Source organism: Luteimonas sp. FCS-9 (assembly GCF_001014645.1).
GTDB lineage: Bacteria > Pseudomonadota > Gammaproteobacteria > Xanthomonadales > Xanthomonadaceae > Luteimonas.
In genome coordinates this window covers 256,935-269,795 of sequence record NZ_LASZ01000002.1, presented here as the reverse complement: position 1 = coordinate 269,795, position 12,861 = coordinate 256,935, and the positions used below count along the sequence as shown (strand labels likewise).

Below are 12,861 nucleotides of genomic sequence, written 5' to 3'. Positions count from 1 at the left end.
CGGTCAACGCTTGGCGGTGGACTTCGCGGCGGCGGCCTTGGCGACGGTCTCGGCCTGCGCGCGGACGTCGGCGGTGGCCGACTCGAGCTGCGACTTCGCCAGCTCGGCGATCGCCTCGTGCGTCTTCACGGTACGGCCGATGACTTCCTGGCCCGCGCTGACCAGACGCTCGACGTTCTCGCGGGCGATCTGCGCGCCCTTGGGCCACAGCGCCTTGACGCCTTCGAGATCGCGGACTTCGATCGCCTCGTTGACGAACGCGAAGGTCGCGTTGGCGTTCTCGCCCAGCGTGGTGAAGTGGACGCCGAACACCTTCTCGACGTTCTCGAGGGTCAGGCGGTTGATCTGGGCCGCGGCATCGGCGAACTGGCGCGACGCGGCGGTGAACTGCTCGTTGAACTGGTAGGACATGGCGGTTACCTGCGTGGGCCGGCGATTGCCGGGTTTGTGCAGTGCAGCATAACGCCGCCATGTTGCATTGCAACATCGAGCCGACGAACGGTCGTCGTGTATTCAGTTTGGTAACGGGATCAACGGCTTGCGCGCGTCGGCGGCATCGCGGCCACGGCGTTGGCGACCGCGGCGCCTGCACGTCGCGGACGCCTGTGGGACGCGCAGGCCGCCGGCCGCCCCCGGGCTCAAGGCCCGGTGTAGCGGCAGCCCGAAGTGCAGGTCTCGCGGATCACGACCGCGCTCAGCGCCGGCAGGGCGGGCTTGAGCCGTTCCCAGATCCAGATCGCCAGGCGCTCGCTGGTCGGGTTCTCGAGCCCCGGAATCTCGTTGAGGTAGTGATGGTCGAGCTGGGCGTAGAGCGGCGCGAACGCGGCCTTGAGGTCGCCGAAATCCATGATCCATCCCGACGTCTCGCCCGGCTCTCCCGAGACGTGGATCTCGATCTGGAACGAATGGCCATGCAGTCGCGCGCATTTGTGCCCGGGCGGCACGTTGGGCAGGCGATGCGCCGCCTCGACGGAGAAGACCTTGAAGATATCCATGGCGGCATTGTCGAGCGTGGCCGGCAGCGCGGCAATCGCGGCGTGCCGCAGCGGGTGGCGGTCCGGTGCTCGCGGGGCCGCGGCGAAGCGCGGCGGCGCGCCGGTCGCGCATAGAATGCGGGCATGCATCGTCGCGCGCGCTTCCGCTGGGCCTGGTGGCTGCTGGCCTATGCCAGCCTGGGCCTGGGCATCCTGGGCGTCTTCGTCCCGGGGCTGCCGACGACGGTTTTCGTACTGATCGCCGCATGGGCGGCCTCGCGCGGTTCCGAGCGCCTGCACCGTTGGCTGCTCGCGCATCCGCGTTTCGGTCCGTCGATCCGCGACTGGCAGGCGCATCGCGCAGTCAGCCGCCGCGCGAAGTGGCTGGCGACGGTGACGATGCTCGCCTCGTCGGCGATCCTGCTGGCGCTGATGCTGTGGATCCCGGCCCACCGCTGGTGGATGACCGCGCTGCCGATCGGCTGCATGGCCGTCGTCGGGACCTGGCTGTGGCTACGGCCCGAGCCGCCGCCGGGCTGACGCGCGGATGGGCGGTCGTCGTCGATGCCGCTACGGCGTGCCGGTCTCGGCCTTGTAGCGCTCGAGATAGTCGCGATACCGGGTGTCGTTGAGCTGGCCGCCCAGGCGATAGGGCGGGGTGTAGGCGAACTGGAAGTCGTAGCGGCCGTCGCGCTCGACGACCAGCGTGCTGGTGGTCCAGGTCTGGCCCTTCTGCGCCTGCATGATCCGGCCGATCTCGGCGAAACCCGCCTTGGCGGCGGGTGAGAGCCGGAACGCGACCTTCTCGAGCGGGCCGTCGGGCGCCCGGGCGATCGCGAAGGAGATGCTGCTCGTGCGCGGCGCGCCACCGTCCTCGGCCAGCGACTCGAAGTCCACGACCAGCCGCAGCCAGTCGCGATCGCCCCACTGCCCGTCGTTCACGTCGCGGACGCTGGCCGCGACCTCGCGGACGGTCTGCGCATAGGCGGCGTTGAGGTCATCCATTCGGCGATCGCATCACTTGTTGGGGAAGGTCTGGTCGATCCAGTCCCCGCCATCCACGCGGTACTCCGCGACGAAGGCATCGGGGCGGGTGCTGGTGTTGCCCGGATTGTATTGGGGCGATACCCGCATATCCACCTCGTGCCCGGCCTCGGTCAGGCGGGCGAGCTGGTTCTCGAACCGCTTGTAGTCGCCATTGTTGAGGTTGGGCAGGCCGTCGCCGATCGGCTTGCCGTTGCCGGGCACGACGTTGAGCCGGTTGGTCGGTCCGCCGAGGCGGTCGGCGATGACGTGGAAACCGACGTCGGTCGAGCGCCCCTCGTTGCCGATGTCGCGCTGCAGGCCGGGATCGTTGCGATGGACCGGTTCGAGATCGACCCGGCCCTCGGCACGGATCAGCCGGGCCTGGTCGTCGGTGCTCCAGCGGTAGTTGCCGAACTCGTAGACGGTATCGGGGCGCGCGGCGTTCGCGGCGACGTTGAAGTCGTCCATCGAGTCGAACTGCAGCAGGGGCCGTCCGCCGACCGTGCGGCCGGTGTCGGCGCGGGCCAGGATGTCGGCCAGGTCGGCGGTGTCGCTGCCGCGCGCGGCGGTGCGCGCGGTCTCGCCCGGGCCCTGCGCATGCCCGGCCACGCGCGCCGCGTCGCCGAGATCGCCGGCGGCATCGGCGGCCTTCGCCCCCTTGGCGGCCTTGTCGACGCCCTTGGTGCCGGCGACCGTGAGCACCAGTTCGGCCGCCCCGCGGCCGATCGCTTCCCCGTAGTGACCGGCCTGCCAGTCGGCGACGATCGGGTCGACCACCGCGTCGACCAGCAGGCCCGGATTGCGCGCGATCGTCGACACGACCTCGGCCGCGGCCTCCATGCGCTGCCCGCCGCGTTCGGCCGACGGCAGCCAGTCGGGCGTGTCGAGCGTGTCGCCGGTCGCGTGCGTGTACAGCGCGGACGCGCCGTCGGCCACCCAGCCCGCCGGGCCGAGGTCGTAGCCGGTCTTCAGCGCGTTCGCCCCCAGCGTGGCGACGCCCTCGCCGGTTTCCCAGAGCACCTCGCCTGCGCCCTTGAATGCACCGCCGACCTGCGCGGCCGCGTTGCCCAACCCTTCGAGAATGCCCATCGTGTGGTCCTGTCGACGCGTGACGCGTGGCAGTCTGGCCGGCGGGTCGGATGCCGACAATCTGGGGCCGACCCTACGACCTGCCTGAACGCGGCGCCGGGAGACGTTTCCGGACCGTCTGCGTGCGGGCGAGGATGCGGACCGGCGGGGCGTGGCGCCTGTACACTTTGCCGATGACCAACCGTCTTCCGATCGCGCTGGCCGCCGCGCTGCTGCTGGCCGCCTGCGGCAACAAGGCCGACCTGCTGATGCCTTCCGAGGTGCCGCCGGAGGATGCCGGCCGCTTCCTGATCAAGTCCTCGGTGCCGACCCAGGCGCAGCGCGAGGCGGACGAGGACGCGGCCTGGGACGAGGCCGATGCCGGCGCGGACCAGGACGTCGACGATGCGCAGGGCGCGCAGGACGACGCCACCGCACCGGCCGTACCGGTGATCCGCGACGTGCCAGCGTCGTCCGGCACGCCGTGACCGGGCGCGCACCCGTCGATCCGAGGCGCCGGTGCCGGTGATGTCCGCGTCTTCCCTGCCGCTGCGGTTCTCCAAGATGCACGGCGCCGGCAACGACTTCGTCGTGCTCGACCTGCGCCACGGCGCGTCGCCGCCCGACGCCGCCGCGTGTCGCGCGCTTGCCGATCGCCACGTGGGCGTCGGCTGCGACCAGATCCTGACGATCGAGGCGGCGCGCGCGCCCGGGGCCGTGGCGCGCTACCGCATCTGGAATGCCGACGGCTCGTCGTCGCGGCAGTGCGGCAACGGCGCGCGCTGCGTGGCCGCATGGCTGGTGCGCGACGGCGCGGCCGGAACGGGTGGGTTCGTGCTCGAGAGCCCGGCCGGCCTGCACGCGGTCGAGCGCGACGGCGCGCACTTCCGCATCGCGATGGGCGTGCCGGCGTTCGCGCCGGCCGACGTGCCGCTGGCCGGCTTCGACGCCGCGCAGCCGCTGTACGCGGCCGCGCTGGACGACGGCGAACCGGTCGCGTTTGGCGCCGTGTCGATGGGCAATCCGCACGCGGTGATCGAGGTCGACGACATCGATGCGGCGCCGGTGGCGCGCATCGGCGCCGCGCTGCAGGCCTCGCGCTGGTTTCCCGAGTCGGTCAACGTCGGTTTCGCGCAGGTGCTGTCGCCGGACCGGATCGCGCTGCGGGTGTTCGAGCGCGGCGTCGGCGAGACCCGGGCCTGCGGCAGCGGCGCCTGCGCGGCGGTCGCGGTGCTGGTCCGGCGCGGTCGCATCGCGCGCAGCGCCGACGTATCGTTGCCCGGCGGCACGCTGCGCATCGCCTGGCCCGGCGACGCGGCCACATTGACGATGGCCGGACCGGCCGCATTCGTATTCGAAGGGGAGTGGAGCGCATGAGCGAGACCACCGAAAGACTCGGCGCGCACGAAGTCGCCGCCTGGCTGCGTCGGCAGCCCAAGTTCCTGCAGCAGTTCCCGGACCTGGCGCTGACACTCGTCGTGCCGCGCGACGACGGCCCGGCCGCGTCGCTGGCCAGCTACCAGCTCGAGGTGCTGCGCGACAAGAACCGCGAACTGTCCAAGCGCCTGCGCGAGCTGGTCGCGATCTCGCAGGAGAACGAACGGCTGGCCGTGCGCACGCATCAGCTCACGCTGGCGCTGATGCGCCAGTGCGATGCGGCCTCGACGGTGCGCGCGCTGGTCGCGACGCTGGCCGAAGATTTCAACGGCGACCTGGTCCGCGTGGTGTTGTTCGCGCCGATTGCCGGGCTCGACGAGGACTGGCTGCAGGTCGTCGCGAGCGACGACCGCCGCCTGCAGCCCTTCGTCGACTGCCTCAAGGACGAGGAGCCGCTGTGCGGCCGCCTGCATCCCGACAAGCAGTCGCTGCTGTACGGCCCGCGCGTGGACGAGGTGCACTCGAGCGCGCTGCTGCCGGTCGAGGGTGTCGGCCTGGTCGCGGTCGGCAGCCGCGATCCGAACCGGTTCTATCCCGGCATGGGCACGCTGTTCCTGCGCATGATGGGCGAGGCGTTCGCGGCCGCGATGAAGCGCTTCGCCGACTGAGCGCGGCGATGCCGGCAGACATCGAGGCGTTCCTGGCGCACCTGCAGGTCGAGCGGCGCATGTCGGCGCATACGCTCGACGCCTACCGCCGCGACCTGGCCGCGCTCGCCGGCTGGGCCGAAAGTGCGGGGCACGAGAGCCTGCGTGCGCTGCAGGCCGACGACATCCGCGCCTTCGTCGCCGCCGGCCACCGCGGTGGCCTGTCGGCCAAGAGCCTGCAGCGGCGGCTGTCGGCCTGCCGCAGCTTCTATCGCTGGCTGCTGCGGCACGGCCACGTCGTCGCCAACCCCGCGGCCGGCGTGCGCGGCCCCAAGGCGCCGCGCAAGCTGCCGCAGGTGCTCGACGTCGACGAGGCGACGCAACTGGTCGAGGTGCCGACCGACGCGCCGCTGGGCCTGCGCGACCGTGCGCTGCTCGAGCTGTTCTATTCCTCGGGCCTGCGCCTGGCCGAGCTGGTCGCGCTGCGCTGGCGCGATCTCGACCTCGACGGCGGGCTGGTGACCGTGCTCGGCAAGGGCAGCCGCCAGCGCAGCGTGCCGGTCGGCTCGCACGCGGCGAACGCGCTGCGCGACTGGCGCGCCGACAGCGGGGGAAGGGCCGAGGCGCCGGTGTTCCCCGGGCGCGGCGGCGGCCCGATCACCGCGCGCGCGGTGCAGATGCGGCTGCGACTGCTCGCCCAGCGCCAGGGCCTGTTCAAGCGCGTGCATCCGCACCTGCTGCGGCACTCGTTCGCCAGCCACGTGCTCGAGTCGTCGGGCGACCTGCGCGGCGTGCAGGAACTGCTTGGCCATGCCGACATCGCCACCACGCAGATCTACACCCACCTCGATTTCCAGCACCTGGCCAAGGTCTACGACGCCGCGCATCCGCGCGCGCGGCGCAAGCGCACGGCGGGCGACGACGGCGGCTGAGCCAAGCGTCGATCCGTGCGTGCGGCGGTGCGACGACGCATGGGCCCGTCGCCCGACCGCCGGCTCAGCACTTCGCGTGCTTCGGGCGCTCGGCTTCGGGCTCGATGCCCCAGGCGATGTACCAGTCCTCGCCTTCGTTCTCGATCGGATGCTGGGTGCGCCCGGCGCCGTTGCCGCAGGCCAGCGCATCGGCGGCGCAGTACTTGTCGCAGCCCCAGCAGATGCGCTCGGGGTGCCTGGGATGCAGCGGAAACGGTTTGGCCATGCCTGCGCCTCGTCGGTGCCGAATGCCAGCATCGCGCGGTGCGCGACGGCGCGCATTGATCCAGGACAAGCGGCGTGCGATCCGGTGCGTGCCGGCGGCGGATGTTCAGCTTCGAGCGTCACGTCGCGCCGTGCGGGTTGAATGGGGCGCGGCCACGCCCCACTGATGGGATTCGATCCACGGAGGCCGCATGGACCCCAGCCAGAATCCCAATGTCTTCCACGCCACGACGATCGTCTCGATCCGCAAGGGCGGCAAGGTCGTCGTCGCCGGCGACGGCCAGGTCACGCTCGGCCACACCGTGATGAAGGGCAACGCCCGCAAGGTGCGGAGGCTCGGCGACGGCAGCGTGCTCGCCGGCTTCGCCGGCGCGGCCGCCGATGCGTTCACGCTGTTCGAGCTGTTCGAGGCCAAGCTGCAGCAGCACGGCGGCCAGCTGGTGCGTGCCGCGGTCGAGCTGGTCAAGGACTGGCGCACCGACCGCCGCTACGGAAAGCTCGAGGCGCTGCTCGCGGTGGCCGACAAGGACACCTCGCTGATCATCAGCGGCAACGGCGACATCATCGAGCCCGAGGACGGCATCGTCGCGATCGGCTCGGGCGGGTCCTACGCGCTGTCGGCCGCCCGCGCGCTGCTGGCCCACACCGACCTCGACGCCCGCACGATCGCCACCGAGGCGCTGCACATCGCCGGCGACATCTGCATCTATACGAACCGGAACGTCGTCGTCGAAGAACTCTAAAGGCGGGACAGGGGATCCGGGCACCGGGATTCGGTCCAGCCGATTCCGTCCGCGGATCCCGAGTCGCGCGACCCTCCGCTCTTACGAATCCCGAATCCCCCATGCCCAATTCCAGCTCTTCCACCATGACCCCGCGCGAGATCGTGCAGGAACTCGACCGGCACATCGTCGGCCAGAACGCGGCCAAGCGCGCCGTCGCGATCGCGCTGCGCAACCGCTGGCGCCGGGCGCAGCTGCCCGACGACCTGCGCAACGAGGTCATGCCCAAGAACATCCTGATGATCGGCCCGACCGGTGTCGGCAAGACCGAGATCGCGCGCCGGCTGGCGACGCTGGCCAACGCGCCGTTCGTCAAGGTCGAGGCGACGCGCTTCACCGAGGTCGGCTACGTCGGCAAGGACGTCGAACAGATCATCCGCGACCTCGCCGACACGGCGGTCAAGCTCTATCGCGAGCAGGCCAAGGTGCGCGTGCGCACGCAGGCCGAGGACCGCGCCGAGGACCGCATCCTCGACGCGCTGCTGCCGCGGCGCGAGACGCCGTCGCAGCCGTTCGGTTTCGGCGCGCAGCAGACGACCGTCGACATCGGCGCCGAGCCGTCGTCGAAGGAGTCCGAGACGCGGCAGAAGCTGCGCCGCCAGCTGCGCGCGGGCGACCTTGACGAGCGCGAGATCGAGCTCGAGCTCAGCGCCGGGCAGGGCATGGACATCATGACCCCGCCGGGCATGGAGGAGATGGGCCAGCAGCTGCGGCAGATGTTCGCCAACCTCGGCGGCGGCAAGACCCAGAAGCGCAAGCTCACGATCCGCGCCGCGCGTCCGCAGCTGATCGAGGAGGAGGCCGGCAAGCTGGTCAACGAGGACGACGTGCGCGAGGCCGCGATCGAGGCCTGCGAGCAGCACGGCATCGTGTTCATCGACGAGATCGACAAGGTCGCCAAGCGCAGCGAGGCGGGCACCACCGGCGGCGACGTCAGCCGCGAGGGCGTGCAGCGCGACCTGCTGCCGCTGGTCGAGGGCAGCACGGTCAGCACCAAGTACGGCTCGGTGAAGACCGACCACATCCTGTTCATCGCCTCGGGCGCGTTCCACCTCGCCAAGCCCAGCGACCTGATCCCCGAGATGCAGGGTCGCTTCCCGATCCGCGTCGAACTGACCGCGCTGACCAAGGACGATTTCGTCCGCATCCTCACCGAGCCCAAGGCCGCGTTGACCACGCAGTACGTGCAACTGCTGAAGACCGAGGGCGTCGACCTGACGTTCGCGCCGGATGCGGTGGACCGGCTCGCCGAGATCGCCGCGCACGTCAACGAGCGGCAGGAGAACATCGGCGCGCGGCGCCTGCACACGGTGCTCGAGCGCCTGCTCGACACGCTGAGCTTCGAGGCCCCCGACAAGGGCGGCACGGTGACCATCGACCGCGCCTACGTCGATGCGCACCTGGGCGAACTGGTGCAGGACCAGGATCTCAGCCGCTACATCCTGTAAGACACCCGGGGCCGGTCCCCGGGCCGGCTTCACGACGCGGAAAGGGGAAAATGGGTATATTGGCCTCCAGTCAACCGGAGGCTGTCCCCATGTCCGTCGCACCGAAGTTCGATGCCCTCGACGCGCTGCCGCGCACGCCGGCGTCCGACTTCAAGAAACTGGGTTGGCGCGGGGTCATGAAGTCGGTCGCCCGAAACGGGCAGGTGGTGGTGACGAACCACAGCACGCCCGAGGCGGTGATCTTCTCGGCCGAGACCTACGATGCGATGCTGCGCGCCCTCGATGCCGCTGCCGCGCCGCAGCGCTCGGCGCTGGAGGAACTTCAGGCGAAATTCGACGCGCGACTGGCCTCGCTGCAGACCGTCGACGCCGGTGAGCGCCTGCGCGGTGTCATGGCACGGCCTGCCGCGCTGCGCGGCAAGGTCAAGGCCGGCGCCTCGCATTGACGCCGCGCGCGCGTCCGGGTGGACGGCGAGCGCGCCGCCCACGCGGGCGGACGCCTGCGGGCGATGCGGCGACGCCCGTCGCGCGCGCCCGGACGAAGAAACGTGTCCCACCCGAGCACGGGAGCGCCGCGCCGCGGCCGGTGCTGTTCGTGCTCGCCGGCGTCAACGGCGCCGGCAAGAGTTCGATCGGCGGCCACCTGCTCGCGCAGGCCGGCGTGAGCTGGTTCAACCCGGACGATTTCGCGCGCGAACTGTTCGCGCGTACCGGTTGCACGATGCCCGAGGCCAACGCCGCCGCGTGGCAGGAAGGCATGCGCCGGCTCGAGGTCGCGCTGGCCGCTGGCCACGACCATGCCTTCGAAACCACGCTCGGCGGCAACACCGTGCCGGCGAGGATCGCCCAGGCCGCGCGTACGCACGACGTGCTGATGTGGTTCTGCGGGCTGTCGTCGGCCGAGCAGCACATCGCCCGTGTGCGGGCGCGTGTCGAAGCGGGCGGACACGACATTCCCGAAGCGAACATCCGTGCGCGCTGGACACGTGCGCGCGAGCACCTGGTCGCGCTGATGCCGCATCTTGCGCATCTGCGGGTGTACGACAACAGCGCGGATGTCGCGCGTGGCAAGCCGGTGCCGGATCCGGTGCTGCTGCTGGACATGGTCGCCGGACGGCTCGCGTATCCGGCGAGCGACGACGTGGCCGCGCTGAGGGCGACACCCGGATGGGCGCAGCCGCTGCTCGAAGCCGCGCTGGCCAGCGAAACGCCAGGCCGTTAGCGGGAACGCCGATTCGCCACCCTGTAGGAGCGCGCTCGCGCGCGATGGGGCTTTGGCGGGAGACCGGTCGCGCGCGAGCGCGCTCCTACGGGAAGGTTGCTCGCCGCAAGGCGACAGAAGATCCAGGCCGCTCCGGGCTTCCTGCCCGGGGGGGGGGGGGCGGGGGCACCCGGCACCCGAGCGCCTGCGCGTCTACGGCGAACCGCCCCGGTCCGCCTCCCCCGACGTCGCGGTATCCACACTCACCACGACCGACATGCCCGGCCGCAGGCGCCCGGCGAGCGGCTGGTCGGGATCGACCGCGATGCGGACCGGGATGCGCTGTGCGATCTTGACGAAGTTGCCGGTCGCGTTGTCGGCCGGCAGGACACTGAACTCCGAGCCGGTCGCCGGCGCGATCCGCTCGACCCGGCCGGTCAGCCGCGCGCCGCCCAGCGCGTCGACGGTGAACGTCGCGGCCTGCCCGACGCGCATGTCGGCCATCTGCGTTTCCTTCATGTTCGCCACCACCCAGACGTCCGACGGCACTATCGCCATCAGCTGGGTGCCGGCATTGACCAGTGCGCCTTGCCGCACGGCGACCTGGCCGAGCAGCCCGTCCTCGGGCGCGACGATGCGGGTGTTGTCCAGGTCGATCTTCGCCAGCCGCACTGCGGCCTCGGCGCTGGCGACCGCCGCCTCCAGGCTCTCGCGGTCGATGTCGACGGTCTGCGCCTGCTGCTCGGAGATTTCGAGCGAGGCCCGCGCCTGCGCGGCCGACGCGCGGGCCTGCGCACTGCTGGCGCGGGCCAGGTCGCGGTCGTGCTGGGAAACCAGCTGCTGGTCGGCCAGCGCCTCGATCCGGCGCAGGTCGATCGCCGCGACGTCCGATTGCGCGCGGGTGGCGGCGATGTCGGCGGCGCTGCGCGCGATCGCGGCCTGTGCGCTGCGTCGCGACTGCGGCGCGTTCGCCAGCGCGGCCTGCTGGATGCGCAGGTTCGCCTGCGCCTGCTCGAAGCGCTGCCGGTAGATGCGGTCGTCGATCGTCGCCAGCAGTTGCCCGCGCCGGACCGCCTCGAAATCCTGCACGGCCACGCGCGTGACGTAACCCGAGACCTGCGGCGCGATCAACGTGACGCGGCCGCGCACGGTCGCGTTCTCGGTGCTCTGCACCGCACTGCCGAACGGCGGCAGGCGCCAGGCGTAGAGCACCAGCAGCACGCCGGCCAGCGCGACCGCGGCGAACGCCGACACCGACAGCGCGCGCCAGCGACGCGATGGCGCGGCGGGCTGTTCCGGTGGCGATGGCGGGGGGGGTGGCGTTGCGCTCATGCGGCATCCGTGGCGGGGGCGGGCGGCGACGCGACCGGCGCCGGGACGGCGCGCAGGCGCGCCCAGGCCCGCGAGGCGATGATCCACACCAGCGTGCAGAACGCGATGAAGGCGATCAACAGGAACACGTCGTTGTAGGCCAGCACGTTGGCCTCGCGGGTGGCGGCGGTACCGAGCGCGCGCAGCGCGAGCGCGTCGCGAAGTGCCGGGTCGGCGACCGTCGGCGCGTAGGCCTGGGCGCTCGCGTGCACGCGTGCGGCGACCTGCGGGTCGAGCAGCGTCAGGTGCTCGTCGAGCACGCTGGAATGGAACTTCTCGCGCACCGTCTGGAACGTGCCCAGCAGCGCCGAACCGAGCAGGCCGCCGAGATTCTGGGTCATGCCGAACAGCACGACGAAGCTGATCAGGTTGCGCGGCTGCCCGATCACCGGGCCGATGCCGGCGAGCATCACCGGTCCGAGAAAGAACGTACTGCCGAACGCGAGCAGGAACTGGCTCGCATACATCTGTTCGGGGCGGGTCGCATTGCTGGCCTGCGCGTCCATCAGCGCGCCGGCCATCATCAGCAGCAGCGAGATCACCACGGGCGGCCAGGTACGCGCGGGATTGATCGTCAGCGCGCTGGTCACCAGCCCGGCCACGCTGCCCAGCAGCACGATCGAGAACAGGGTGCGCATCTGCGCGTTGCCCAGCCCGAGCGCCTGCAGGAACCCCACCGCGCCGGTCGCCTGCTCCGAGAGCACGATGCGGATCAGCACGATCGCCAGCGCCAGCCGCAGCATCGGCCCGGTCGCCAGCCAGCGCGTGTTGAGCAGCGGGCGTGCGCGGTAATGCTCGATCGCGATCGCCGCAGTGGTCAGCACGATCGACCCCGCCAGCGCCCAGCCCAGCCAGGCGGTTTCGGTCCACCAGGCCAGGCGGCCCTGGGCGAGCACCGCGGTCAGCAGCGCCATGCCGGGTGCGAACAGGCCGAAGGTCACGAAGTCCAGCGGCTCGAACGCCTTGTGGCGATCGCCCGGCGGCAGCTTGAGCAGCAGCACGCAGCCCAGCGCGACCAGCGCCAGGCCCAGTTCGAACAGGTAGAGCCCGCGCCATTCGCCGAACTCGAGCAACTCGGTCGAGAACACCCGCGCCAGCGGCAGCGCCAACTGCCCGATGCCCAGCCCCAGCACGAGCCCGCGGATCCGGTAGCGCTGCGGGAACGCCTGCAGCATGTAGTACAGGCCCAGGGTGTTGAGCGCCGCGCCGGCGATGCCGTGGCCTGCGCGCACCGCGATCGCCGAGCCCAAGTCGTTGACGAACAGGTGTCCGAGCGCAATCAGCGCGTACAGCACCAGGAACACCTCGGTGAACAGGCGCAGCCCGAACTGCTGGCGGAACTTCACCAGCAGGATGTTCATCGACACGTTGGTCATCACGTACGCGGCCGGCAGCCACGCGACCTCGGAGGCGTAGGCGCCCAGCGCACCCTGCAGGTCGAGCAGATTCGCCGTGACCAGTGCGTTGCCCAGGCCGCCGGTGATCGCGATCACAAAGCCCACCACGCCGTAGGCGATGCGCAACCGCGTGGGATGCAGCGGCGTCGACGGCGAGCCCGGCATCATCGGCCGCTCGTGCGGCGCCCAGGCACGCGGCGCGTAGCGGCCCGTGCCCGTGGCCGGCGCTGGGGACGGAGCAGGGGACGGGACGCGCGGCATGGCGCGCAGTCTGGCGGCGCGCTCGCGCGCCGGCAAGGCGCTGCGCGCACCGGATCGTTGCGGACGGTCCGCGACGCGGGCGGGCGTGACGGCAGCGTCCACGCCGCCACGAT

General features: G+C 71.5%; 16 protein-coding genes. 9 read left to right on the top strand and 7 right to left on the bottom strand.

Annotated elements, in window-relative coordinates:
- Window positions 1-3 precede the first annotated feature (3 nt).
- Both WQ56_RS02855 and queD read right to left on the bottom strand, forming a co-directional pair.
- On the bottom strand, window positions 4-411 hold the full coding sequence (locus tag WQ56_RS02855) for a phasin family protein (protein WP_047135547.1): 408 nt from the start codon (window positions 409-411) through the stop codon (window positions 4-6).
- Between the two features lie 227 nt (window positions 412-638).
- Complete coding sequence (queD, locus tag WQ56_RS02850; RefSeq protein ID WP_047135546.1) at window positions 639-995, bottom strand: 6-carboxytetrahydropterin synthase QueD; 357 nt, start codon at window positions 993-995, stop codon at window positions 639-641.
- Window positions 996-1,118: 123 nt separating this feature from the next.
- Between queD and WQ56_RS02845 the strand changes: the two genes are divergently transcribed.
- Complete coding sequence (locus WQ56_RS02845; protein ID WP_047135545.1) at window positions 1,119-1,514, top strand: YbaN family protein; 396 nt, start codon at window positions 1,119-1,121, stop codon at window positions 1,512-1,514.
- A 30-nt stretch (window positions 1,515-1,544) separates the two neighbouring features.
- On the opposite strand, the gene WQ56_RS02840 is transcribed toward WQ56_RS02845, so the two are convergent.
- A complete protein-coding gene (locus tag WQ56_RS02840; RefSeq protein WP_047135544.1) occupies window positions 1,545-1,979 on the bottom strand; it encodes a hypothetical protein in 435 nt (144 codons plus the stop codon).
- 12 nt (window positions 1,980-1,991) lie between these two features.
- Window positions 1,992-3,089: a DNA/RNA non-specific endonuclease gene (locus WQ56_RS02835; RefSeq protein ID WP_082132141.1), complete on the bottom strand. Its 1,098-nt coding sequence runs from the start codon at window positions 3,087-3,089 to the stop codon at window positions 1,992-1,994.
- Between the two features lie 173 nt (window positions 3,090-3,262).
- Between WQ56_RS02835 and WQ56_RS17550 the strand changes: the two genes are divergently transcribed.
- Genes WQ56_RS17550 through xerC form a run of 4 tightly spaced genes read left to right on the top strand, consistent with a single transcriptional unit; the run spans window position 3,263 to window position 6,024 of the window.
- A complete protein-coding gene (locus tag WQ56_RS17550; protein ID WP_052772787.1) occupies window positions 3,263-3,556 on the top strand; it encodes a lipoprotein in 294 nt (97 codons plus the stop codon).
- Window positions 3,557-3,596: 40 nt separating this feature from the next.
- Window positions 3,597-4,445, top strand: a complete 849-nt coding sequence (gene dapF, locus WQ56_RS02830; protein WP_047135542.1) for a diaminopimelate epimerase — start codon at window positions 3,597-3,599, stop codon at window positions 4,443-4,445.
- Window positions 4,442-5,113: a DUF484 family protein gene (locus WQ56_RS02825; protein ID WP_047135541.1), complete on the top strand. Its 672-nt coding sequence runs from the start codon at window positions 4,442-4,444 to the stop codon at window positions 5,111-5,113. Before dapF ends, WQ56_RS02825 begins: the two co-directional genes overlap by 4 nt.
- An 8-nt stretch (window positions 5,114-5,121) precedes the next feature.
- Window positions 5,122-6,024 carry a tyrosine recombinase XerC gene (xerC, locus tag WQ56_RS02820; RefSeq protein WP_052772786.1) on the top strand — a complete coding sequence of 301 codons (903 nt, stop codon included), beginning with the start codon at window positions 5,122-5,124 and terminating at the stop codon, window positions 6,022-6,024.
- Window positions 6,025-6,088: 64 nt separating this feature from the next.
- Here the strand turns inward: xerC and WQ56_RS02815 are convergent, their stop codons facing one another.
- Entirely contained in the window at window positions 6,089-6,289 is a 201-nt protein-coding gene (locus WQ56_RS02815) for a DUF3079 domain-containing protein (protein ID WP_047135540.1), read from the bottom strand.
- Window positions 6,290-6,479: 190 nt separating this feature from the next.
- Here WQ56_RS02815 and hslV point away from each other — a divergent pair, with 190 nt between their 5' ends.
- From hslV to WQ56_RS02795, 4 genes are all read left to right on the top strand, one after another.
- Entirely contained in the window at window positions 6,480-7,031 is a 552-nt protein-coding gene (gene hslV / locus WQ56_RS02810; RefSeq protein ID WP_047135539.1) for an ATP-dependent protease subunit HslV, read from the top strand.
- 101 nt (window positions 7,032-7,132) lie between these two features.
- Window positions 7,133-8,518 carry an ATP-dependent protease ATPase subunit HslU gene (gene hslU, locus WQ56_RS02805; RefSeq protein WP_047135538.1) on the top strand — a complete coding sequence of 462 codons (1,386 nt, stop codon included), beginning with the start codon at window positions 7,133-7,135 and terminating at the stop codon, window positions 8,516-8,518.
- Window positions 8,519-8,607: 89 nt separating this feature from the next.
- Window positions 8,608-8,964 (top strand): type II toxin-antitoxin system prevent-host-death family antitoxin, encoded by a 357-nt coding sequence (locus tag WQ56_RS02800; protein WP_047135537.1) that lies wholly within the window; start codon window positions 8,608-8,610, stop codon window positions 8,962-8,964.
- Window positions 8,965-9,104: 140 nt separating this feature from the next.
- Window positions 9,105-9,740, top strand: coding sequence for an AAA family ATPase (locus WQ56_RS02795; protein WP_047135536.1), 636 nt, complete (start codon window positions 9,105-9,107; stop codon window positions 9,738-9,740).
- 192 nt (window positions 9,741-9,932) lie between these two features.
- Here the strand turns inward: WQ56_RS02795 and WQ56_RS02790 are convergent, their stop codons facing one another.
- A complete protein-coding gene (locus tag WQ56_RS02790; RefSeq protein WP_047135651.1) occupies window positions 9,933-11,051 on the bottom strand; it encodes an HlyD family secretion protein in 1,119 nt (372 codons plus the stop codon).
- On the bottom strand, window positions 11,048-12,748 hold the full coding sequence (locus WQ56_RS02785) for an MFS transporter (RefSeq protein WP_047135650.1): 1,701 nt from the start codon (window positions 12,746-12,748) through the stop codon (window positions 11,048-11,050). The genes WQ56_RS02790 and WQ56_RS02785 overlap by 4 nt, the downstream gene beginning before the upstream one ends.
- Window positions 12,749-12,861: the final 113 nt, after the last annotated feature.